Annotated in this window: 21 protein-coding genes, 1 tRNA gene and 1 pseudogene; 4 read left to right on the top strand and 19 right to left on the bottom strand. The window is 55.9% G+C overall.

Annotation, left to right across the window (positions count from 1 at the left end; all coding sequences use genetic code 11):
* The first annotated feature begins 22 nt into the window (after positions 1 to 22).
* Positions 23 to 862 (top strand): SDR family oxidoreductase, encoded by an 840-nt coding sequence (locus tag GOX45_RS20105; protein WP_171103451.1) that lies wholly within the window; start codon positions 23 to 25, stop codon positions 860 to 862.
* Between the two features lie 88 nt (positions 863 to 950).
* Here GOX45_RS20105 and GOX45_RS20100 read toward each other — a convergent pair whose 3' ends face one another.
* The 9 genes from GOX45_RS20100 to GOX45_RS20060 all read right to left on the bottom strand — a co-directional run bounded on the left by GOX45_RS20100 (position 951) and on the right by GOX45_RS20060 (position 10,109).
* Entirely contained in the window at positions 951 to 2,186 is a 1,236-nt protein-coding gene (locus GOX45_RS20100; protein WP_171103450.1) for an adenylate/guanylate cyclase domain-containing protein, read from the bottom strand.
* Between the two features lie 861 nt (positions 2,187 to 3,047).
* Positions 3,048 to 3,878, bottom strand: a complete 831-nt coding sequence (locus GOX45_RS20095; RefSeq protein ID WP_171103448.1) for a 3-methyl-2-oxobutanoate hydroxymethyltransferase — start codon at positions 3,876 to 3,878, stop codon at positions 3,048 to 3,050.
* A gap of 28 nt (positions 3,879 to 3,906) precedes the next feature.
* The gene (locus GOX45_RS20090; protein WP_217350593.1) at positions 3,907 to 5,109 is read right to left on the bottom strand and encodes a fatty acid desaturase; all 1,203 of its coding nucleotides are present in this window, start codon (positions 5,107 to 5,109) and stop codon (positions 3,907 to 3,909) included.
* The gene (locus tag GOX45_RS22365; protein WP_171103446.1) at positions 5,106 to 5,279 is read right to left on the bottom strand and encodes a Gfo/Idh/MocA family oxidoreductase; all 174 of its coding nucleotides are present in this window, start codon (positions 5,277 to 5,279) and stop codon (positions 5,106 to 5,108) included. The genes GOX45_RS20090 and GOX45_RS22365 overlap by 4 nt, the downstream gene beginning before the upstream one ends.
* 52 nt (positions 5,280 to 5,331) lie before the next feature.
* Positions 5,332 to 6,516, bottom strand: coding sequence for a Gfo/Idh/MocA family protein (locus tag GOX45_RS20080; protein WP_171103444.1), 1,185 nt, complete (start codon positions 6,514 to 6,516; stop codon positions 5,332 to 5,334).
* Between the two features lie 3 nt (positions 6,517 to 6,519).
* Complete coding sequence (locus GOX45_RS20075; protein ID WP_171103442.1) at positions 6,520 to 7,179, bottom strand: hypothetical protein; 660 nt, start codon at positions 7,177 to 7,179, stop codon at positions 6,520 to 6,522.
* A 3-nt stretch (positions 7,180 to 7,182) separates the two neighbouring features.
* The gene (locus tag GOX45_RS20070) at positions 7,183 to 8,331 is read right to left on the bottom strand and encodes a Gfo/Idh/MocA family protein (RefSeq protein ID WP_171103440.1); all 1,149 of its coding nucleotides are present in this window, start codon (positions 8,329 to 8,331) and stop codon (positions 7,183 to 7,185) included.
* 8 nt (positions 8,332 to 8,339) lie between these two features.
* The gene (locus tag GOX45_RS20065) at positions 8,340 to 9,215 is read right to left on the bottom strand and encodes a sugar phosphate isomerase/epimerase (RefSeq protein WP_254446115.1); all 876 of its coding nucleotides are present in this window, start codon (positions 9,213 to 9,215) and stop codon (positions 8,340 to 8,342) included.
* 6 nt (positions 9,216 to 9,221) lie between these two features.
* Positions 9,222 to 10,109 carry an NAD(P)-dependent oxidoreductase gene (locus tag GOX45_RS20060; protein ID WP_171103438.1) on the bottom strand — a complete coding sequence of 296 codons (888 nt, stop codon included), beginning with the start codon at positions 10,107 to 10,109 and terminating at the stop codon, positions 9,222 to 9,224.
* A 423-nt stretch (positions 10,110 to 10,532) separates the two neighbouring features.
* Here GOX45_RS20060 and GOX45_RS20055 point away from each other — a divergent pair, with 423 nt between their 5' ends.
* Positions 10,533 to 11,582, top strand: coding sequence for a LacI family DNA-binding transcriptional regulator (locus tag GOX45_RS20055; RefSeq protein ID WP_171103437.1), 1,050 nt, complete (start codon positions 10,533 to 10,535; stop codon positions 11,580 to 11,582).
* 120 nt (positions 11,583 to 11,702) lie between these two features.
* Here the strand turns inward: GOX45_RS20055 and GOX45_RS20050 are convergent.
* Positions 11,703 to 12,332 (bottom strand): annotated as a pseudogene (locus tag GOX45_RS20050) (tyrosine-type recombinase/integrase); the annotation flags it as partial.
* 398 nt (positions 12,333 to 12,730) lie between these two features.
* Here GOX45_RS20050 and GOX45_RS20045 point away from each other — a divergent pair.
* On the top strand, positions 12,731 to 13,780 hold the full coding sequence (locus GOX45_RS20045; RefSeq protein ID WP_254446114.1) for a GlxA family transcriptional regulator: 1,050 nt from the start codon (positions 12,731 to 12,733) through the stop codon (positions 13,778 to 13,780).
* On the opposite strand, the gene GOX45_RS20040 is transcribed toward GOX45_RS20045, so the two are convergent.
* The 8 genes from GOX45_RS20040 to GOX45_RS20005 form a co-directional block, all read right to left on the bottom strand.
* A complete protein-coding gene (locus GOX45_RS20040) occupies positions 13,740 to 14,672 on the bottom strand; it encodes a 3-hydroxyacyl-CoA dehydrogenase NAD-binding domain-containing protein (RefSeq protein WP_171103435.1) in 933 nt (310 codons plus the stop codon). The genes GOX45_RS20045 and GOX45_RS20040 overlap by 41 nt on opposite strands.
* Entirely contained in the window at positions 14,672 to 15,403 is a 732-nt protein-coding gene (locus tag GOX45_RS20035; RefSeq protein ID WP_171103433.1) for an SDR family NAD(P)-dependent oxidoreductase, read from the bottom strand. The genes GOX45_RS20040 and GOX45_RS20035 overlap by 1 nt, the downstream gene beginning before the upstream one ends.
* Positions 15,403 to 16,821 (bottom strand): aminobutyraldehyde dehydrogenase, encoded by a 1,419-nt coding sequence (locus GOX45_RS20030; protein ID WP_171103431.1) that lies wholly within the window; start codon positions 16,819 to 16,821, stop codon positions 15,403 to 15,405. Before GOX45_RS20030 ends, GOX45_RS20035 begins: the two co-directional genes overlap by 1 nt.
* Positions 16,822 to 16,832: 11 nt before the next feature.
* Positions 16,833 to 17,765 carry a 3-keto-5-aminohexanoate cleavage protein gene (locus GOX45_RS20025; protein ID WP_171103430.1) on the bottom strand — a complete coding sequence of 311 codons (933 nt, stop codon included), beginning with the start codon at positions 17,763 to 17,765 and terminating at the stop codon, positions 16,833 to 16,835.
* Complete coding sequence (locus tag GOX45_RS20020; protein ID WP_171103427.1) at positions 17,765 to 18,556, bottom strand: SDR family NAD(P)-dependent oxidoreductase; 792 nt, start codon at positions 18,554 to 18,556, stop codon at positions 17,765 to 17,767. The genes GOX45_RS20025 and GOX45_RS20020 overlap by 1 nt, the downstream gene beginning before the upstream one ends.
* Positions 18,553 to 20,088: a choline-sulfatase gene (gene betC, locus GOX45_RS20015; RefSeq protein WP_171103425.1), complete on the bottom strand. Its 1,536-nt coding sequence runs from the start codon at positions 20,086 to 20,088 to the stop codon at positions 18,553 to 18,555. The genes GOX45_RS20020 and betC overlap by 4 nt, the downstream gene beginning before the upstream one ends.
* Positions 20,085 to 21,206: an SRPBCC family protein gene (locus GOX45_RS20010; RefSeq protein WP_171103424.1), complete on the bottom strand. Its 1,122-nt coding sequence runs from the start codon at positions 21,204 to 21,206 to the stop codon at positions 20,085 to 20,087. Before GOX45_RS20010 ends, betC begins: the two co-directional genes overlap by 4 nt.
* A 563-nt stretch (positions 21,207 to 21,769) precedes the next feature.
* A complete protein-coding gene (locus tag GOX45_RS20005; protein WP_171103420.1) occupies positions 21,770 to 22,528 on the bottom strand; it encodes a DUF695 domain-containing protein in 759 nt (252 codons plus the stop codon).
* Between the two features lie 248 nt (positions 22,529 to 22,776).
* On the opposite strand from GOX45_RS20005, the gene GOX45_RS20000 reads away from it, so the two are divergent.
* Entirely contained in the window at positions 22,777 to 23,100 is a 324-nt protein-coding gene (locus GOX45_RS20000) for a hypothetical protein (RefSeq protein ID WP_171103418.1), read from the top strand.
* A gap of 83 nt (positions 23,101 to 23,183) precedes the next feature.
* Here GOX45_RS20000 and GOX45_RS19995 read toward each other — a convergent pair.
* Positions 23,184 to 23,260: transfer RNA gene (locus tag GOX45_RS19995), tRNA-Met, on the bottom strand.
* Between the last annotated feature and the right edge of the window lie 75 nt (positions 23,261 to 23,335).

Genomic DNA, 23,335 nt, shown 5'->3' with positions numbered 1-23,335 from the left:
GGGCATAGGAGGAGCCTAGCCGATGACACACCCCGCATTTACCTCAGACTCTGTGGCCGTGATCACCGGGGGTGCCTCCGGCATCGGCCTCGCTGCCGCAGTGAAGTTCGCTCAGATGGGCATGCGCATTGCTATTGTTGATCAAGACACTGAGAAACTGGTGACCGCGGCAAACACGGTGTCAGCCGCCGGTGCGGCCGATGTGATGACGTCTGAGACAGATGTCAGTGATCGCGCGCAGTTAGAAGCGTTGGAACGGATGGTAGCAGACCGCTATGGCGGAACAGACATCCTAATGAACAACGCGGGTGTCGGAGGCAAATCATCGACCATTGGGGACCCCACGGCGTGGGAAAAGATGCTGGGCGTGAACCTTTGGGGTCCGATCCACGGCACTCAGGTATTCGCGCCAAATATGATCGCGCGAAACAGACCAGGTGCAATAATCAATACAGGGTCCAAGCAAGGTATCACCACACCGCCGGGCAACCCGGCATACAACGTCTCCAAAGCGGCTCTGAAAGCATTCACCGAGGCGCTATCACATGAGCTGAGAAACAGTCCCGGCCATCAGATCACCGCGCATCTCCTTGTGCCTGGTTTTGTTTATACTGGTATGATCTCCCTGCCTGAAAAACCTGCCTCCGCTTGGACCGCAGAGCAGACGGTCGACTTCTTTGTCGACAGCGTGAACCGAGGGGACTTTTACATCCTCTGCCCCGACAATGATGTCTCACGTGATATCGATGAGAAACGCATTGCCTGGAGTGTCGGAGACGTCGTCGAAAATCGCCCCGCACTAAGCCGATGGCATCCAGACTATAAGGAGGCTTTCGAGGCGTTTATGGCGAAGGCTGACTGAACGTCGTAACAATCCACCACCTCGGACAAGTAAATATTCAAAACTGTCCGAGGGTCCTTCTGGTTAGGCGGCACCTTTCAATTCGCGTTTAATCTATCGTAAACAGCTCCTGCCTTTCAGCAACACCGCGCAATCTGTATTGCCCCAGGGAAACAAGACTTGGAATGGAGCCCACCAAGTCGCCGGCCACTTTGTCGGAAACAACAATGTTCTGGTCGAGCGCGCTGCACATGCCAAGAATGCGGGAAGTCGTATTGACTGCTGGGCCAACCACTGTGAAATCCAGGCGAGACCGACCGCCAATATTGCCATAAAGAACATCGCCTGCGTGCAACGAGAGAGTGAAGCCGGTCGTTGGCAACCCATCCGCTTGCCGTTGTTGGTTGAGTTCGTCAAAGGTATCTCGCAACTCCGCTGCCGCGTGAATTGCGACGCGGCGCGCGTCCGGAACTTGATTGATATCGAAGATGGCAAGCATTCCATCTCCCATGAACTTCAGAACGTTACCGCCATGGCGTTCAACGACGTCAACAGCTTCCGCGAAGTAGTCGTTTAACAATTCAATGATTGAATGCCCCGGAAGCGCCTCTGACAACTTGGTAAACCCTTGTAGATCAAAGTACCAAATCACCGCCGAAATCGTTTCGGATGAACCTCTGGTGATGTCCCCGGAAAGCACACGCCTACTGGCGTCCTTGCCCAGGTAAGCGGCGGTAATGTCCTCAGCCATCAGCCTGTTCGCACCACATTTCAGCGTCAGGCAAAGTGGAGATATGAGTTGACGCAAACCGTCAAGTTGTTGACTTGTGAAGCCCCCGCTCGTGTCAGTCGTCAGTGAAATTATGGCCCCTTCCTCAGCCTGCATTGGGTCAACAGGCGTAGCATTATCCTGTAACAGGAAAAAGCGTTTGACAGCGAAGTAGTCTGTGGCGCCGCGCTCGCGAAGTTCATCAAAGATTGGAAAGTTAAGCTCGGGTTCTTCGACTGTCAGATCTTGTCTGATCTCTTCGACGTTGTTTACCAAAAGATAGTAAATCGGGCTTTGGATATATTGTTCAGGTGCATCCGATCTTCGGGCAAAATCCTCTCGCTGATTTCCCCCATCCCTGTGCCAGCGGAAAGCGACCGTCCCAATCTCGGGATGATGAGCGCGCACGGTAATGTTAGCTCTTTGCAGCGGAATCCCTGCCGATACAAGACGCTTGCAGAATGCTTCCAGCCAGATCTCGACCGGCGCATTCTCTAAGCCCTGTTGAACAAGCCAATCTGCTATGTCCTGTATGGCGGCGGTCAGTTCCCAGTTTTGGACTAAAGGAGCTGCCATGATGTCCTCTTAGTGAGCTAGCTGAACTGATATTTGGCAGTCTAGTTCACTTCAACGACACATCAAATTCAATTCTCCCTCTGCTCTCGTAAACCAAAGCGGTCGCTATGAGTGCTCTGACGTTTGAGTGATCCTCATACCGACTCGGTTTGTCTCACTCCTGCAAAGGCTTTTGAACTCGTATCGGCGCATGGCGTTTTCGTATGAGATTTTGGAGAGAGAAATGACATTCGAACTCTGGTTGGTTTATTTAGCTGCTGCGGTCGGATTGTCCCTGATTTAGGGTTCGACTGGGTTGTTGTCCGTTACACATGGTACCTGCTACGGTTTCCACCCAACAGTTCGCACCGTTCTCGGTGGCGCGCTTGGCTTCTTCATTCTAACCACAACGCAGCGCTACGCACTTTGTTTCGACAGGAGTTACCTATGCGGTCGTCGGCGACTCGGTTAATTGACTGTTTGTTTCAGATGACTGGTGTGCGGTTGGTCGACGTTTGTGGAGGTGTTTTCGAAGTTCCGGCCGCGAAAGGCTGCTTAAATCAGAGAGCAGATGGTGGCTAAAACTGAAGCTATGTCCGTCTCAAGGACGAAGCGGACAGCTGCAGTCGCCGATATTGCTGATGCAGCATTCGCTCGTATCTACAGCGCCCACATCGCACCTTCGCGGCGGATGTCACAAGACCGGTTATTAACGGATATGGATTTGGCCAGGATCGAAACTGTACTTGCGACGCGGTTCTGTTGGACCACTAAACCTGATCGCTGCCCAAAATCGCCACACACGCTGCGAGGTCTGCGAAAATGTGGAAACTGGGCATGAGCTGGATCCGCGAAATCGGGCATCACCTCCACATACGATGGCTAGGTGCCGTCAATCTTTCCTAACATGGTCGAGAACTTGTCAAATTCATCGTCTGCGATCGCTGCAGTTTCGGCGAAGGCAGGGTAGTCGCCGGATGTGGCAGCTTGGTGGAACGCGGTAAGTGCCGCCCGACGCTCGGTTCGGATCTGTTCTTGCAACCGGTGAAGGTTACCAAACGCGCGGGCGTGGCGCGGGCTTTCGGGTTGTTCACCGCAGATGTCATTCTGGAACAGATAGATGATATCGGCACCAGCGCCTGATCCCAGCGACGACGTAACCAACGTGGTGCGCTTGCTGATCTCGGCCATCACGCGGTCGCAAATGACCTCTGCCTCAACAGAGAATGCGCCAGCGTTTTCCATGTCGCGAAAAGATTGCCAAAGCACCATCGCCTCGTCCGCTGTCTTGCCAATGGCGCGCAGGCCGCCGTTCCAGGTCGATCGGCGCGGAACAAGGCCGAGATGGCACATGACAGGGATCTGCTCGCGTGCCAACATCTCAACAATATGCGGCCCGCGCGCGGTATAGACTGAATCTGCACCCTGTTTCATGGCTAGAAAGGCAGCCTTCAGCACATCCTTCTCCGTCGGGTGATCCGGCATCGGGATCGCGGCGGTGTAGAAGTGATTTGGTGCGCCGCGACGGACGGCCTCGGCGTTGACCGCATTGCCCATGACGAGGTCGACGCCGGCATCGGCGGCTGCGGCGGCCTCTTCCTCGGTATTGGCGGTGGTTTGGGTGAGTTTCCGGATGCCCTTCAGCGCCCGCAGATCGGCGGCGGTATAGTTGCGCAAGCTAAACTTCGCGTCCCAGTCGTAGATCCGTTTCATCCGCATTTCCCCTGTTCAATTGCCTGCGCTATGCCAGCCCCTTTGGGGCCAGATCACCTATGGACTTTTCGTCGTCCCCTGCCGCCTGGCGTCGCGTTGTCTTGGCCGTCGCGGGAAGGGGCGTGTCGAACGCATAGTCGGGGTCGGTCTTCTGGCGCTTCCAAGTGTCGAGCATTTCGCGCCATGCCCCGCGCAGCGTGCGCGGTTCCGGCATGTCGGCTTTGATCTCCTCGGCCAAGAGCGGCAGGTTGTAGCAGGGCACACCGGCGTACATGTGATGTTCGGTGTGCCAATTCATGTGCCAGTAGAGGAACTCGACGAATTTCGGCAGGCGGATGGAGCGAGTGTTCTTGCGGAAGTCAGTTGTCGCTGCGGTCAGTCCGCAATGCTGAGTCAGCCCGAGAAAGTAACTCAGCCAGTTGGCGATATAACTTGGAAGTGTCAGGATCAGCGGCAAGACCCATTGGCCGGTGGCAATCGCCAGCACCAGAACAAAGCCATGAAACACCAACTGGATGCGTGACCAACGCATGGATTTTCGGGCTTGGTCGGGTTGATCTTCATGCAGCGCATGAAGCCATTCGTTCGCCGGAACATCGATCGAAGGCAGCTTGCCAACTGCATCCAGCATCGTCATCCAGATGGTCGACAAAACGCCACCCTTGCCGAAAGTGCGTCCCGGTTGGGTCAAAAGATTCAGTGTGAACATCTGCAACAGGAAGGTTCGGCCAACATTTGGATGGATCGGCAGCAGCACCTCTCGATCGCCTTCGGGATGCAGCGTGTAGCGGTGGTGATAGGTGTGGCTGGCGGCATAGTCGAACGGGTTCCACCAACTGATCATGCTGAAAAGGTAAAGGAAGACATCGTTTAGCCGCTTGCTTTGAAATACCGTTCTGTGGCCTAGCTCGTGCACGGAAGTTCCGCGAAAGAACGAGGCAATCGTGCCATGCGCGAAAAGCGCGATCAGAAACAAAAGCCACCAACCTTGGGCCCATGTTAGGTAAACCGCTGTACCCGTAAGGCAGAACAGGGCGAAGTGCCCTCCGGCTTGCACCCAGCCTTTCCTGTCATCGCGCTTGGACAATTCACGGAAGCGCTCGGGCCGAATCTTGGAGCGATACCATTGCGGGTTCAGTGTATCTCTTACTTCAGAGAGCGGCTGATAGGGCATGTCTTCACCTTCTTGCTTGGTGGGCGATGCATTGGGATGGGATTCCCGGAGGATCATAGTGAAACGGGTCGGTTGTCGTTGACAGAACATTTGCAGGCTTCGGCAAGGCGCCTTGCAGTGCCCGGATCAACGTCGCACACGGCGGTGAGATCAGCACGAGGGTTATCGAGAATGGGCTGGGCGTGAATTGCTCCGATCACGCCTGCACCTGCGATTGCGAATTTCATCTCACGCACTTTCTTCCATTTGCCATTGCTCCTGCAATCAGACCGGACGTGACTAAACCTTCACCCATGCGCCTCCCTTTTCATTCGAGCGAACCGTCGCGTCGATGAACCGGACACCAGTGGCGCCATCGGCCACGCGCGGCATGTCCAGCCAGGTGTCCGGCACCTTTATCTTGTCACGGCGGGCAGCGGTGGCCAGTGCGAACTCTGTATATAGATTTCCCCAGGCTTCGATCAGCCCTTCGGGGAAGCCACGACCCGTGCGGATCAGACGTTCGGTTCTGGGTGACACGCCGTGGCCATGGCCGCGGCTGAGAATGCGGTCAGGCTCTCCGAACCGGGCGTGTTTGAGATACTCGGATTGTTCCAGATCCCATTCCAGCCCACCCTCTGAGCCGAAAATGCGGAGCCGCAATCCGCCGCGATTGCCTGGGGCAAGGCGCGTAGCCATCAATGTGCCGGGTACGTCGTCGGCGTAGCGTTCCCATGCAAAAAATGTGTCTTCCAGCGGCTTTGGCGCGCCGCAGACATGGAATTCGCTGCGAAGATGGGTCAGGGGCAAGTGGCTGACGAACTGTGCCAGATGCGCCGCGTGAGTGCCAATATCACCGACGCAAGAGGTGCGACCTGACTTCGCGGGATCGAGCCGCCATTTGACATGCGCCGCCTCGGCGACGTCTTCGGGCGTCATCCAATCCTGCATGAATTCCACATGGATCTGGTTGATCTTTCCGACGCCGCCTGCTGCTACGATCTCGCGTGCCTGCCGGATCATCGCGAAACAGGACATGACATAGGAAACGCCAAAAGTGCATCCCGTTCTGGCGGTGGCATCCTCCAATGCGTCGGCCTCTGACACTTCGTTGGTCAGCGGCTTGTCGCAAAGGACGTCGATCCCGGCCTCAAGGAAGGCTATCGCTGCATCGTGGTGCAGGTGGTTGGGCGTGGTGATCATCACCGCATCGACGCCGTCGGCACGTCCGGCTTCGGCCTCAGCCATCTCGGTGAACGAGGTATAACAGCGCTCCTTGGGCAGGTGCCAATCTGCTGCGGCAGCCTTGGCACGGGCGGGGTCAGAAGACAACGCCCCGGCCACGACTTCCCAGCGGTCCGTCAGCCGCGCCGCCATGGCCTGCGTCTGCGAAATCCGCCCGCCGCCTATCACGCCAAGACGCAAGCGGCGGGATTGTTTGGGGAAAGGACCTGTAAAGTCTATGTTTTCTGGCAGGATAGGCATGGATCAAAGCTCCGGAGGGGTGGCGCCTTCGGGCAGCATTTCGACCGCCATGAAGATCGAGGGCGTGATGGTTTCAAACTGATGCCAGGGAAAATTACCCTCGTCATCATACATCGGGCGATGCGTTGTGCCTGGCGCCATAAGTTCTTCCAGATAGAGCGTGGCCAGATCCTTTTCACGGCATTGCTGCATCTTGCCGAAGCCCATGATCTGCGTGTGCACCTCGCGAAAGCCCGGCACCGGACAAAAGGCGTGCTCTTGATGAAGGCCAACATTCAACGGCACGGTCGAGGAATGGTATAGGGTAAAGCCGAATTGCCCGACCCAGGTCTTTGGCGACATGTAATGTCCGATGCCGCGCAGACGCTCTTCTCGCCGGACATCGAAGGCGGATGGCCAGGTGTCACGCACCCGCGCCATCAACGCATCCTCGTCATCATAATCCGCGAAACGTTCGATCACAGCGGCGTGGGTCACATCCTTGGCCACCGTATCGGCCAGCACAGCCGATTGCAGCGCACCCAGGGATTGCTTGCGGATGCGCACTGGGTTTTCAGAGAGGTTCAGAAGGATGACCTTGTCATCAACCCGGTAGGATCGCTCATCCGTGATCAGCCTGATGGTGAAAAAAGGTTCGGCGATGTCGAGTGTCTCGATCGGCATGTTTCAGCGGTCTTTCGGGAAGGTTTCGGGCAGAAGTTCGGGGCGCGCGCAGGTGCTGGCAACATCGACAAACCGGGCCTCACGTGCAGAGGTCAGCATGGCCTCCATCGCCTCGGTCACGTGATAAGCCAGCGCGCCGCTGGCGCGCGGGCTGCGGCCATTGGCGACGGCGTCCGCCATTTCCAACAAGCCAACGCCACGCGCATCGTAGTTGAAGCCATGGGTGTTCTCTGCCACGCACCACTCCGCCGGCGCGTCAGGTCGGGGCCGTTCGGTCCAACGCGCCTCGGCTCGCGTACGATACCAGACCGGCCCTTGAAAGATATTGGCCCCATCGCCGGGGTCGGGATCGGGAATGCATATGGTGCCGTCCTCGCCATAGATCTCGAACCGCGGCGTTTCGCTTTCCCAGACATCGAAGCTGACCATCATTTCGCCCAGAACGCCATTTTCGAAGGCGATGAGGTTCAGGCTGTGGGTGTCTTCCTCGACCGGCATCATCTCGCCATTGCGCGGCCCATTCTCGATCATCCGCTCTGCAAAGGTTTTCTTTCCCATCGCCGCTACTTCTCGAATTGGACCCAAAAGGAACACCATCGCCGTCAGGTAGTAAGGACCCAGATCAAGAAGCGGACCGCCACCTTTGGCGTAGTAGAAGTCTGGGTTTGGATGATGGCGTTCGACACCGTGTGTGGGCACGAAGGCGGCGACACCGGTCGGCGCGCCGATCACGCCCTTGTCGAGCAGTTTGCGCACCGTCTGCCAGCGCCCACCCAGGAACGTATCTGGCGCATTGCCGACGGTCAGGCCCTTGTCTCGCGCCAACTCCAATACGCGACGTCCATTCGCAAGATCCGTGACGAAAGGTTTCTCCGAATAGACATGTTTGCCCGCCTCGAGCGCGGCGACACTGATGTCGGCATGAGCCGCTGGAATGGTCAGGTTGAGGATCGCGTCGATCTCGGGATCGGCGATGATCGCGGCCGGTTCCTTTGCGCAGGGCACGTCGAATTCTGCCGCCTTCGCGCGGCTTTCGTCCATGTTCAGCGAACCACAGGCAACAATTTCCAGCCCGTCAAACACGGCACAGTTCCTGAGATAAACATCACTGATCCGCCCGGTGCCGATCAAACCGACACGAAAACTATTCATACCGTCACTCACCCGAAGATCTCTTTGAACAGGCCGATACACTGCCGAAACCCGTCCTCGAAATTGCCATTGCCAGGGTGGTAGACGCTTTCAAAGCTGATGACGCCATCATATCCATCCGCACGCAGGGCCTCTGCGATCAGGCGAAACTGATCGGCAAGCTGTCCCTTGCCCAATTCGCGCACCTCGAGCGTGGCCCGGGGCGTGTCGACCTGCACGTCCTTGATGTGAACGTGGCCGAGATACCCATCACGGACCTCATCATAGCCGTCCGGATAGGCGCGTTCGTGGCACCAGCAATTATTGGCCGGATCCCAAAGCACCTTGAGTACGTCTTTGGCGTCAAGTTCGTCTATCAGACGGCGCGCGGTGTAGTTTGAATTCACCATCGTGCCGTTGCCGGTTTCAACGACCAGCGTCACGCCTTCCGCGCGGGCCAGATCACAGGCTGGCGCGATCAGCGGGGGCATCGTGTCCCACGCGCCATGCGCCACATTCCACTTCTCGGCGCCGCCCTTGCCCCAGAGTATCTGTTCCTTCTTCTGGGTCATAATCCGCACCAGCGGTGAGCCGACGATATGCGCCATCTCGATCACCCTCTTCAGAGCGTCCATGTGTTTGATGTGAAGTGCGTCGCCTGGGCGGTTTGCGGTTGTCATGCCCGCAAAGATATGGCGCGACAAGCAAGAGACCGGCTTGCCCCTGTCCCTCAGCAGCTTGTCGATTTCGGCGATTTCGCTCGCCGAATGGTCGCCAACCTCATGTTCGCCCACGAACTGAAGTTCGGCATATTCCAGATCGAATTCGTCCATGACGTCAACGGCATGGGCAAGATCACGGCTGATGCCGTCGCAAATGACACCCAGTTTCATTTGTTCACTCATTCCTTCTCAGCGGCGCAATTCGGCACCGATAATTTCCTCGATCACGCGGGTGCAAACCCAGTTATCGCCGTCCGGATACTTGGTCTTTCCCGCGTGGAAGATCTGCATCGCGGTAGACGCCATATGCAGCGGCATCCCGATCTGTTCCGCAAGGTTAAGCGAAATTGTCAGGTCCTTGTGCATGGTCGTAATCGAGCTGCCCGTGCCTTCAAACTTACCGTCGACGATGTTCTCCAAAGCACTTTTGGTGACGTTGCAGCCGACGCCGGATGTCGAGAACACGTTCCAGACTGAATCAGCGGACAGGCCAGCCTTGGCACAGAACGCCGCCGCCTCGAAAGTCGCGGCGAATACCGAGCCGATTAGACTTTGCAGGCAAGCCTTGACCGTCTGCCCATGTCCCGGGGCGTCTCCAACCCGGTGGATGGTGCCCGAGACGGCTTGCATGACCGGCTCAAACCGGTCCAGAACAGCCTCTTCACCCGCAGCCATCATGGTCAGCGTCCCGCCCTGCGCACCGGCGAACCCACCAGATACCGGGCTGTCGATGAGATGAATTCCTGACCCTTCCATTGCTGAACCGATGTTCACGGCTTCGGCTGGCTTGATGGTTGCAGTCAAGATCACGGCGCTGCCCTTCGGCATGTAACCGATCAAGCCATCCTTGCCGAGGATGACGGATTTCGCCTGATTACCATCCATGACCATGACAAAGACCGCGTCCGCATATTCGCCAATTTCGGCGACGTTTGCAGCGGGCGTGCCTCCCATGCGTGCAAAAGCCTCCATCCGGTCCGCGCTCAGATCCCGCCCGATCACCTCATGCCCGTTCGCGATCAGGTTCTTTGCCAGACCCGATCCCATATCCCCCAATCCTATGACACCCACGCGCATTGCAACACTTCCTTTCTGCTACGGTTTTGGGGTTTCATGCAAAGTTCCCTGCGCTGGCCGGTCCGGAAGACACCCCTGGCCAAAGCGACCAATTCGGGCAATTTTTCATCGGTCGGCCATTACTTCATGGTTTTAACTGTTCCACGAATTTCAGGATCAGCTGTCCCGGCGTGGATTCAGCGTTGAAGTGTATCTGAAACCTGAGTTGGTCCTGGGCCATCGCGCCCCCGGCGGGGACAGCAACCTCCGCTGTGCTCGCCAGTATTCTTGTGTGCCTCCCTGTGCCCAGTGAACGGCTTGTTGATTGCGGTGGATGATCCTAACCGGGCGTTCTCGTTGGCAACAAGAACTTGCATCAAGTCGATGAATTGATGTTGATTGAGGTACTAAACTCGCCAGATCGGCCGAATTTGATGTGATTTGATGGAAAACTTGTCTGATTCAGGTGACATACATGTACCAAGAAGGGCGACGATTTCAGCGATCGCCAAACTTGCGGGAGTCGGCACCGCCACAGTCGACCGCGTGCTCAACAATCGCGCGCATGTGGGTGAATCCACCCGGCAGCGTGTTATTCAGGCCAAACGCGCAATAGAGGCGGGCACAGCGATTGGGTCGCGCCCCCGGCCCTGGCGCTTGAAAGTATTCCTGCCCGGAGAGGCCGGTCCATCGACTGATCTTTTGGCCGACTGTCTTCAGGATTATGGCGCACGCGGTAACGCAACCATCGAATGTGTTTTCACCAAGAAACTGGAACCGGCTTCACTGGCAAGAAAGCTTCACGCCTGCGCCGGACAAGGCGTTGACGCGGTTGCGTTTCAGGCGCTTGACGATCCGCGTGTGCACGACGCAGTTGAATCTCTCGCGCGGCTCAACATCCCAGCGCTCACCATCATGTCCGGTTTGGAGCACCCAGCCCTGATCGGCTATATCGGCATCAACAATCGCGCCGCCGGTCGCACTGCCGGGTACCTGATGGGGCGTCTCACACGGCAATCTGGGTCTGTTCTGGTTGTCACCGGAGGTGAACTCTACCGCGTGCATGAGGACCGCGAGATCGGGTTTCGCGCCTGCCTGCGGCAGGACTTTCCCCATATCGGCGAGGCCATCGTCGTTAACGGGCAAGACGATGCCGAGGGTAACTATCAGGGAGTCCGGAAAGCCATCAGCCAAAGAGACGACATTATCGGCATCTACAATGTTGGTGGCGGGCATCAGGGTGTCGCACGTGCTCTGAAAGACGAAGACGCCGCGGATGAAGTCGTCTTCATTGGCCATAACCTGACATCGCGCACGAAATCATATCTTCTGGACGGCACGATGGATATTGTGATCCATCTGAACGTTCGCATTGTCGCCGAGCAAACCGTCGAGGCGCTGGTCTCGTATCTCGAGAAGCGCGACTTCAAACCCAGCCCGATCCTGACCGGCGTAATCACTCGCGAGAACATCACCGGCGCGACCTTCGCGTGATGATCAGACCCAGCGAAAAATATCCCGTTCTCCTGTGCTCTGCTCGGTCAACTTCTGCAGCGTTGTCGTAGGGTTGGTCCAGATTGACAAACAACATCGACCGTCCGCCAATACCGTTTGGATGTCGATTTTTTCAGCAAGGTTCAGCGCATCTTCCAATTCGACGCCACAGCAACGCACAGTGCCATCGACGTTGTTGTGTCCAAGAAAGATCTGTACTGCTCAGAGATTTCCAGCCTTTCGCTAGATCTCCGCAGCCTTAGTTCGGCGGGTTGAATGGGTGCCGTATCCGCTTGGCTCCTGACCAATCGCAGTCAGCCATTCCCCAACTCGTCGGCCATGTTGGCGTTGAAATATGAGGTCGGTCTTTAAACCGGCTAGTAAACATAAATGGACAGCCAATCATTTCGGGCGAACAAACCCAGCCGGAAACGGTACCCGGCGTAATCTCGGTCAGCTCGAACGAAACTGGACGCTTGGTTTTGCGCTGGATCACTGAAACCCGTTCGCGGACGCGCTGTTTCTTGACCAGATTGGTTACAGAAAGTTTTCCCAAATCGCAGCCTCGCAATTTACTGTCGATGGCGACATTGAACAGTGTCAAATCGCGCAAGTTACCTGCGAGTTCGAGTCGAGTACGGATCGCCCAGACTTGCTTTGGAAGTAGAAGTCTTTTCTGACCGGTGATCCGACCCTTTTTCCAATCTCTGCGTTTTTTGCAACTGCGGGAAGTTGTACTCTTGGCTTGATATGCCCTCCGATCCTCCATGCCCAGAAATCAGCAACGCGATAACGATCAGAGCTTATTGGGTGAATATATATCTCACAAAGTCTCGCTGTGTCCGGCGCGAAGGGCCTCATTTTTCGCCACAATACGGTGCTCAAGACGATGCGGACTGGGCAGAATCTGTGCTGCGAGCGCGCAGCGAGAAAGTCGAACTTACGCAGATGGCTCAGTGCAGGCCTTGGAGGAAGCACGGCATTGACGAGCACACAGCGTTTGGCCGTATCAAGGACGGCCCATTGCTCACATCCAGCGTTTGCCATCCACGTTGCGATGTGGATCGCCCAAAAAGCGGCGCTCGCTGCGATCGCAAAATAAGCGAATTTTAATTGACAAATTTAGACACGATTTCACAAAATCAGCCATGTCTATTCCGATGCCAATCCAACATGAAATACTCGCCATTGTAACACCGCATTTTAATGTCTCTGCAACGACATCGTTCATTGATCCGTTTCGTGTGGCTAACTACTTGTCCGGGACGAACAGGTTTTCGTGGAAGTTCGTCTCGGAACATGGCGGCGGGGTTGAGACCAGCAGTGGGATGTTAATTGAAACCGCCCAATGGCGAGACGACTATGAACGCAAGCCTTGGCTCGTTCTCGTAAGTTCGAGCTGGACACCCGAGCGCTATGCGTCGCGCGCGCTTTGCACTGCGCTTCAAAGGTGGCAGCGGTCTGGTGCGATCATTGGTGGATTGGACACAGGCGGGATTATTCTTGCGAAGGCGGGATTGTTGAAGAACAAAACAGCGACAGTACACTACGAACATATCGACGCTTTCATCGAAATTGCTCCGGATACAACCGTGTCCGAGAACATGTTCGTGCAGGACGAAGGTGTTTTCACCTGTTGCGGCGGCACAGCGTCGACTGATGCCGGACTGCGGTTCGTGCATTCTGAGGCCGGAGAAAGCGTTGCAAACGCGACGGCGCGATATCTTTTTCATCATGAGGTACGCGGCGAAGGTCGGTCTCAAAATCCCAAGGTGGTCGAGCCGATGGGCTATGTCACATCTGGCGTTGTCCGCGCCGCCATTGACTTGATGGAAGCGCATCTGGAAACAACGCTCTCAATACCCAAAATTGCCGAAAGAGTGGAAGTCTCGCAACGTCAGCTCAGCCGATTGTTCCATCAATACGTGCGCAAATCACCTGTCGCCTATTACCGCGATATTCGTTTGGACCGAGCGCGTGGGCTCGTCACGCAAACTGAATTAAAGTTCAGCGAAATCGCAGCGGCATCTGGGTTTAACAGCCAAGTTCATTTCAGCCGCGCCTATCATCAACGGTTTGGCTTATCACCAAGCGCAGATCGGATCGACGGGCGCGTGCCATTCGAGTTCCGCGCTTGGCCAATGTACAAACCAGATCTCAGGAGCGGAGCGGACGCGTCGCCATCTGCATCGCCGTAAGCATTTTGTCCCGCTGCGCGGACAGCTCTGCCGGGCTTTTTCCTTCAGATGCGGCCGCCATGCCATCGACCAACAGCTTGATACTATTGTCGTCCAGTCGCGGGTCGCCAAGGTCATCCCACCAGCCGTTGAATGTATCCTTGAAATGGTCGCAAAAGGCTTGGAGGCCACCTTCCCCCGCCCCGAGATGAAACAAGGTTGTCGGACCCATCGCCGCCCATCGCAACCCGGGCCCGGCCCACATTGCCTTGTCGATATCTTCGACGCTGGCGACGCCCTCGACAGCCATATGCACAGCCTCACGCCAGATGGCCGCTTGCAGCCGATTTGCGACATGTCCGGGCATGCCTTTTTTGATGCGGATCGTCACTTTGCCGATGTCTTGGTAGAAGGCTTCGGTTCGATCTAAGACGCTCGCCCCTGTTGCAGCGTTGGCCGTAAGTTCGACCAATGGGATCAAGTGCGGTGGGTTGAAGGGGTGTCCAAGGATGAATGGGCTTGGATCTTTCCAGCCCTCCTGCAGGGCTTCCAACGTCAGACCAGAGGTTGAACTGGACACGATCGTTTCCACCTCCAACCGGGGTTCGATTTCCTGATAGGTTTGATGTTTGATTGGCAGTCTCTCTGGTACGTTTTCCTGCACGAACTGCGCACCATCAACCGCATGGCCCGCGCTGGTCTCAAAGCGTAAGGCATCGGGTTTCGCCCGCTCGGTCAAGCCAAGCTCTTCCAACGCAGGCCATGCCGTCTCGACGTATTTGCGCACGGCGGCTTCGGCGCCTTTATCAGGGTCGAACACGGCGACACTGCGCCCGGACGCAAGAAACAGAGCGGTCCAACTCGCGCCTATGACGCCAGCGCCCAAGACTGCTATATGTTCAATTTGGCCCATCAGAACAAACCGGGATTTAGAGGCGATGCCGCGGTCATACCGCCATCGACAGTAAAGAGTTGTCCCGTGGCAAATCCGGCTTCTTCTGATGCCAGCCAGACAGCCATCGCAGCGATATCAGCGGGTTTGCCAAACCTCCTGACCGGGTGACGCACGAGCGCATCCTGCTTTGCTTTCTTGGGGTCTTTGGCCAGTTCAAAACCTGCGTCCAACATGCCGGTTTCAATCCATCCTGGGCAGATCGCGTTGCAACGAATGTCCGGTCCGTGATCCACGGCGATAGAGCGCGTCAACCCGTGCACAAATGCCTTGGACGCATTGTAAAGCGCCATCGACGGGTCGGCGACATTGCCCGAGATCGAACCGATATTGATGATCGAGCCGCCCTTTGGCATCACGGGAATAAAGGCACGGCAACAGTTGAACACACCGCGCGCGTTGGTGCCCATCACTTGATCCCAGTCGGCATCCGTGCTGTCAGCTACGGTTTTTTCGACCTGAACACCAGCGTTGTTGACCAGAATATCCGTTGGAGTGGCGACCGCATTCACAGCCGATGGATCAGACACATCCAAGGCGAGCCAAGTGACCTCGGTTGGCAATCCCTTTGGCCGAGCGCCGCGCCCGCAGGTCGTCACTGTCGCGCCTTCGTTCAAAAACGCATCAACGATCCCCCGGCCGATGCCTTGTCTACCACCCGTGACAAACGCTTTTTTGCCTGCCAACCGCATCAGTGCGCAACCATGACATGGCGGATCGCGGTATAGGCGTCGAGCGCGTAAACTGACATGTCGCTGCCCGTGCCAGACCCCTTCATAGCGGCCCAGGGCATTTCAGGCGTCGCAACCCCGTGGGTGTTCACCCAAGTGAAACCATAACGCAGTTTAGAAGTCATCTGCATGGCGCGTCCGACATCGCGGGTCCATACCGATGAGGCCAAGCCGTAGCTGCCTGAATTTGCGATCCTCAAGGCTTCATCCGCGTCAGAGAACCGCGATATCGAGACAACGGGACCAAAGACCTCATTGCAGGCAACCTCTGCATCATTGTCGACATTGGCGATGACTGTGGGTTCGTAGAAGAACCCATCACCGTCGCCTGCCGCTCCGCCTGAGACAATTTCGGCAGCGCTGCGAGCACGGTCTACGAAACCAGCAACGCGATCGCGTTGCGCCTCCGACACCAATGGGCCCATTTCGGTTCCTTCAGCTTTTGGCGCGCCGATTTGTATCTGACCGACTTGTTCTTGAATGGCACTCACAAGTCTATCATAAACACCATCCGCCGCCATCACGCGGCAGGGTTGCGCACAATCCTGACCTGCGTTGAAGTAACTGCCATAGCGGATCGTTTCGGCCACAGCATCGACATCGGCATCCTCAAACACGATCACCGGGGCCTTGCCACCCAGCTCCAAATGCACGTGGCGGATTTGTTCTGACGCCGCCCGCATCGCCGCCATCCCGGTAGCGGGCGAGCCGGTGACGGTAATCGCCTCCATCTGAGGGTTGTTGATCAGAGCATCGCCAACGCTTGGCCCGCGTCCGTGGATCACGTTCAACACGCCTTTGGGCAACACATGCTGCAGCAGCTCTGCAAGACGCAATGTCGACAAAGGTGTGATTTCAGAGGGTTTTAGAACCACAGAGCATCCTGCGGCGATTGGCGCGGCCAGCTTCCATGACGCCATCATGAGCGGATAGTTCCACGGCGCGATGGCTGCCACAGGTCCGACTGGGTCGCGGCGGATCATTGATGTGTGGCCAGCAACATATTCCCCGGCCGCAGACCCCATCATCGTACGTGCCGCGCCCGCGAAGAAACGGAAGACATCGATTGTCAGCGGCATCTCATCATCATGGGCTGAAGGCCAAGGCTTGCCGACATCAAGGCTTTCCAACTCAGCGAGCTCTTGGCTGTGTGCCTCTATTACGTCAGCGATCTGTAACAGCATCGCGGAGCGTTCGGCAGGTGATGTGCGGGCAAAGCTGTCAAATGCCTCTGCGGCGCTGCGTGTTGCCGCCTCGATCTGCTCAGAGCCTGCCTCTGCCACAGCTCCGATCACTGCGCCCGTCGCCGGGTTCAACACATCCAGCACCTCGCCTGTGCCTTCGACCATTTCCCCGTTGATCAGCATTTTCGTTTGCATGTGTTTCTCCCTCAGAACCCGACCTGATCACCGCCCTTCAGTGCCAGACGCGCACGCGCCTCCTCAGGCGTGGCAATAGTCAGGCCCAGATTTTCAATTATGCTGCGGATGCGATGGACTTGCTGCGCGTTGGACGTGGCAAGCTCGCCCTTGCCGATGAACAGGCTGTCTTCCAGTCCGACACGCAGGTTGCCGCCTCGCATCGCGCTTTGGGTCGCGAAGGGCATCTGGTGTCGTCCTGCAGCGAGCACAGACCATTCAAAGTTGTCAGGCCCAAAGAGTTTGTTCGCGGTGTTGTGCATATGGACGAGGTGATCTGGATCGGCGCCTACGCCGCCCAAAATGCCAAAGACCATCTGGATGAAGAAAGGTGGCTTGATGATCCCTTGATCCACGAACCATTTCACGTTGTAGAGATGGCCCAGATCGTAGCACTCGAATTCGAACTTCGTGCCATGATCCCCCCCCAATTTTTCAATCGCGTAGCGGATCGTCTTGAAGGTGTTGGGAAAGATGAAGTCTTCGGTCATTTCAAGGAAGGGACGTTCCCAATCGAACTGGAACTCCGTGTACTTCTGTAACATCGGGAATATGCCAAAGTTCATCGAGCCCATGTTCAGACTGGCCATCTCTGGACTGGCAGACGTGGCAGCCAACAACCGTTCGTCCATCGACATGCCGAGCCCGCCTCCGGTGGAGACATTGATGACGGCATCGGTTGATTGCTTGATGACCGGCAAGAATTGACCGAACAGCTCGGGCCGCGGATCGGGCTTTCCTGTCTCTGGGTGACGCGCATGCAAATGGATGATTGAGGCGCCAGCTGCTGCTGCCTCAATGCTGGCCGTTGCGATCTCTGCAGGTGTGATCGGCAGATGGGGCGACATGGACGGCGTGTGAATTCCACCCGTTGGAGCGCACGTTATGATGACGGGCTTCGGCATCAGAGTTTCATCTGTTGAACTTGCGCAGAGAGCCCGCCATCAAGCACCCAAAGCTGACCCGAGGCATAGCGTGCCTCATCCGAGGCAAGCCAGTTCACCAGGTTGGCAATGTCTTCCGGCGTGCCATAGGTGCGCATCGGGTGGACGTCGCGTACAGCTTTCTGCAGCGTTTCAATACTGCCTCCGCCGCCACCCGAGCCATCGCCGTTAAAAAAGCTTTGCAGCATCGGCGTGTCGATATAGCCGGGGCAGATCGCATTGACGCGGATGCCTTCAGGCCCGTGATCGCAGGCCATCGCGCGCGTCAAAGCATGCACCGCGCCTTTGGTTGCACAATAGGCCGCCAGACCGGGGTCGGCGATAAAGCCGTCATAGGACCCGAAGTTGATCAGGCTCGCGCTGCTGCCCGACGTTGCGGCCTCACGCATCAACGGCAGCGCGTATTTCGAGGTGAGGAACGTGCCCGTCGAATTCACGGCAAAACTCTGGTTCCATTCCTCAAGCGTTGTGTCTTCAACCGTTTTCTCAATCTCGATCCCTGCAGCATTGACCAAAATATCAAGCTTGCCATTCGCTTCGCGAACCTGGTCCATCACGGCAATAGCGTCAGCTTCTTGGGTGACGTCGAGTTTCACGAAGACGCCATCGTCAACATGCGCGTCGAGCGATCCTTCGGGCGTGAGATCTGCTGCGTAAACAGTAGCCCCTTCCTTGACGAACCGCGCGACGATCGCGCGCCCAATCCCGCCGCGTGCGCCCGTGACCAGAGCGATCTTTCCTTCAAGTTTCATCCTACTTCGTCCTTCAAAGGGGGATAGCGGTAGCGCTTCGCGGCCACAGTCCAATCCATATGGTTACGGACATACTGCCGGCTGGCATCGCTCGGCGGGTTATAATCCCAAGGCTCACTCACCCCGGCCTCCATCGCGGCATGCAAGGCACGCCGCGACCTCTGGGTCGCGATGATCTGAGTGCGCAGCGCTGCGCCATCCCATCGCGCGGCGATCTCTGCGGCGAAGTCCGACGCTGCATCGGCATAGTCCGGAGCCGCAGCAAAATTGCGCGTTTCCATAGGATCATTGCTCAGATCGTAGAGCTGCGGCGGATCGCTGTCGCAGTGAATGTATTTGAGCGACCCTCTGCGGATCATAATGACCGGATATCCTGTCATCTCAGCGCAGTATTCGCCGATCGCTTCGTCAATTGGGTCGTCTTCCCCCCGCATCAGTGGGACAAGACTGCGCCCATCAATCGGCTCGCCCAACATCGACGCATCACCGCCCGCCAAATCAATAAACGTAGGCAACAGATCGACCAGAGATACGGCATTCTGGACTGTGCCAATGGCGACATCGGGACCTGCGACCACCAGAGGCACGCGAGCGGAGTGTTCAAAGAAGTTCATCTTGTACCACAGGCCTCGCTCGCCCAGCATATCGCCATGATCTGCGGTGACGATGACGACAGTATTGTCCAACTCGCCCGTTTCTTCGAGCGTTTGAACAAGCTCACCAATCTTGCTGTCAAAATAGCTTACATTGGCCAGATAGGCGCGGCGCGCACGGCGCACTTCTTCGTCTGTTAGCGGCACATACGACGCTTCGATCCCATCCATCAAGCGCCGCGAAAACGGGTCCTGTTCCTCTAGCGCTGGCAAAAAGGCTGGCATTTCGATGTCATCATCTGAATAGAGGTTCCACCATTCAGGCCGCGCCACATAGGGATCATGCGGGTGGATGAAGCTGGCCACCATCGCAAAAGGCGCCCCTTGGCCCTGTGCCTTGTCTCGCGCAGCATCAAAGAGCCAACGCTTGGCAGCGAAGGCGACTTCATCGTCGTAGTCGATTTGAAAGGTCGCATGGGCCAAACCGCTTTCCTTCACGGTCTGCATGTTGTGATACCACTTGTCGATCCGTTCGTCCGGTGCTTCCCAGTCCGGCGTCCAGGCGAAATCCGCAGGGTAAATATCAGTGGTCACGCGGTCCTCGAAGCCGTGCATCTGATCGGGACCTACGAAATGCATCTTGCCGGAGAGACAGGTACGGTAGCCCAAGGATTTCAGGTAATGAGCGAAGGTCGGCACCGACGCCTTGAATTCGGACGCATTGTCGTACGCGGCAATCCGGCTGATGTATTGACCCGACATGAATGCATACCGTGACGGTGCGCAAAGCGGCGAATTGCAATACGCCGCGTCAAACCGCATGCCTCGCGCGGCAAGCGCATCCAGATGTGGTGTCTTGGCGGTTTTGTGCCCGTATGTTCCAGTGAAATGCGGAGCCAGTTGGTCCGCCATGATCACCAGGATATTGGGCCGCGTCACATTGCACCTTTGGTATAGGCATCCAGAACAAGCCCGTGAAAATGGTGCACAGCATGCTCCGATTTCCCTGAACCGTCTGGATCGTGCACGATACGGCCTTGGGTAAACGCGGGCGTGTTCATGCCACGCTGAACGCTTTCGACCAAGTTGATGTCCTCCACTTGCAGGACCTCGTCGAGATAACGAATTGCATCCAGCTCCATCGCATCAGGCTCTGGCGTCTCCAGGAAAAAATCGTAGGTTTCCAACGTTCTGTCAGGGCCCACGGGAATGATATTCAGCACGATCATGCTGGAGCGCCCGGGGTAGCGCATCAGGCACGTCGTGGGATACAGCCACCAAACCGCGTGGGTCTTTACGGTCGCATTGGACACGTCATAAGCGCTGTTGGCGTTTTGACCTGCGTCTGCCATATGACTGGAATAAATGCCGTATGTGGTCACCTTATAAGTGTCCATGTCCACAAGGTCACAGAAATCCTTGTGCGCTGTGGGGCAATGGTAGCATTCAAGAAAGTTATCTACGACGTTCTTCCAATTGGACTTGATGTCGTAGGTCAAGCGGTGCCCAAAAGTCAGTTGTTCGACGTCCGGGGCCCAGTGACGGATCTCGGTTTCAAGATCGCCGGACTGTTCTGCCAAAGGCCGTGCAGCCCGATCAAGGTTCACGAACACAAATCCGCAGAACTCTTCGACAAGTACTTCATCCAGGCAAATCTCAGCCGGGTCGAAATCGACCAGGTTCTCCGTGTGCGGCGCACGGGCCAATTGACCATCTAACTTGTAGACCCAAGCATGATAGGGACACATGATCCGCGTCGTGCTGCCGTCTCCAGACAAAAGCTCATGAGCGCGATGCTTGCAGACATTATAGAACGCTCTCAACGTGCCTTCTTTATCGCGCACAACCGCAATTGAATGGCCCGCGATACTGACGGTCACAAAGGCCCCCGGATCACGCGTTTTTTCGACGTGGCACACCCATTGCCAAGTCTTTGCAATGACAGCTTTGAGATCCGTATCGAACCATTTCGCGTCGGTATAAGCCTCGGCCTTAAGTGAAAATGAACGGGCCGGATCATCGTTGTAGCCAACAGAGATGGTAGCGTCATCTTTCATTTTGTCCTCCCATCGTTGGAGAGATAGTATGAATGTAGGTCAAGTTGGCTTAACTAAATTGGCCACTTCTTTAACATTTTCAGAAGCCTTCTTCTAATTGGATACTTCTCTTCAAAGGTTCGGTTTCAGCGAGCGAAGCTACGAAACACAATGTGAAAATGTCTTTGTGTCAGCGCCGGGTTGTCGTCGTGGAAGGGCGTGGCGGATCGGAGGATCAGTCATGCAAACTCCAAGCTTACCGGCCATTCGCGCGCTTCGTCCAGCCTCGAAAAAAGACGTATCCTTGGTCAGAAACGGCCACTGGAACCAAACCATGTCCGGAGATACGGGTGCGACACAAATTGGCCGAGAACCTTCGCGACCTACCGCAGTTCAACTATCGCTTGGGCGCACCAAGATGGACAGCACTTTCCGGTATCTTGGTGTTGAGCTATAGAATGCATTGGTAATTGCGGAAGTTATTGAGATTTAGCGGCCGAAAGCTGCCCTTGATCGATCAGTCGAGATGGTGCGAGCGCAGCGGGCAATCCTGCCATTGCCGGATTGGGAAGTAATGTCTGCTATCAATCACTCGATTTCTGCACCAAGCACCCCCAACCGTCATATGATCCGCCAAGGCCCGCCGCCAGTTCTTTCAGTTCATACGTGATTGGATCGAGTCTAGACGGCGGATCTACCCTTTGGACAAGAAGATCATAAGTCTTGCTAAAGATACCACTTGATTTGATTTCAACCGTGAAGCCTCTTCCTTCAGCAATCATTGAAAACTCCTTCGCCGGATCGCGGTTTTTAAAGATAATCGTGTGGTCAATTCTGCGCGGAATGTCCAAATTGTCGCCATTTGCCTCAAGCTGAAGAAATACTGATCGGTTTGAAATCTCGTTCAATGCAATCGCATTTGGATACAAGTCCTCAAAATAGGTTTGCCAGTCGGTGTCCTCAAATTTGAATGTGGTCATTTCGTAGGCTGGAAAAGCTTGGCCAAGGACATCGGCAATTGAGACGAAATCAAATACTGGGGATGCATAAAAGTAGAATTTGCGCTTCCCGCCACCAGTTTGACGAGCGATGTACTTTAAGTCCCCAGTTTCACAACGTTCTATCAAATCCTCCATTTTGCTTACGGTTTGAAACTCTTGGTTTGTCGTCATTCCATGTTCGGGACTAGGGTGCTTCAACGTGATTTCTAAGAAGTGAAAAATGTTAAGTTTCGGCATTGGTGCAATATCAAACAATGAGAGATTGACCATTGTCGAATGCGGATTGCCCTCAATCTCGCAGGAGTAGAAATCCCAGCGGTCGGCCGATCTGTCTGGTGACATTGTCTCAGACGCTCCTTTCTAATGGCGTCGTTACGGTAAGTGTCAGAGAGGAATTTTCAACGAGCTTGAGCCATTCCTGACGTCAGACAGGGCAAGCTGCTAACGCAGAAGCAGGCGCAGTGCAGGCAGCCCGGACTTGCCTGCAATCCGAACGTGACAAAGCCGCGCGCAAACTGAATGGATTTCATAACGCGATTACAGAAGCCATTCGAACCCCAAGTCTTAAGGCCTGGCTTGAATATCTCGAAATGCAGATTGCAAATCTAGATGCAAAACCCTCCGAACCTGCGCCCTCACCATTGCAACGAAACCCAAATCTGTCCGAACTCCATCGTTCCGAGGTCACAGATTTGTCGGATCCGTCGATCCGTACAAGAGCACTGGAGGCCATCCGTGGCCTGATCGAACCTGTCATGATCCAGCATGAGTTGGATAAAGTGCAAATCGGACTTGTAGGTGCCCTGTCGGTGATGATTGGGTTGGCGCAGAACGACAAAAGCCGCCTTTCGGCGGCTTGTTCGACCATGCTGGTCGCGGGCGTAGGATTTGAGCCTCTGACCTTCAGGTTATGAGCCTGACGAGGTGAAGACGTTAAGCAATTGATCCGGGGGATCAATTTTGGTCTGAACGGGCTGCTTTTGAGATATTCCGACGCTGGTTGCGGGAGTAGGATTTGAACCTACGACCTTCAGGTTATGAGCCTGACGAGCTACCGGGCTGCTCCATCCCGCGTCAGTGTCAGATTTGTTTACTCGTATTAGAGAGGTTTGGGCTTTTACTAGGTTTGGCGGTGACCTACTCTCCCGG

Origin of the sequence: Ruegeria sp. HKCCD7255 (assembly GCF_013031565.1) — a bacterium.
GTDB lineage: Bacteria > Pseudomonadota > Alphaproteobacteria > Rhodobacterales > Rhodobacteraceae > Ruegeria.
This window is presented reverse-complemented; position numbering and strand designations above follow the sequence as displayed.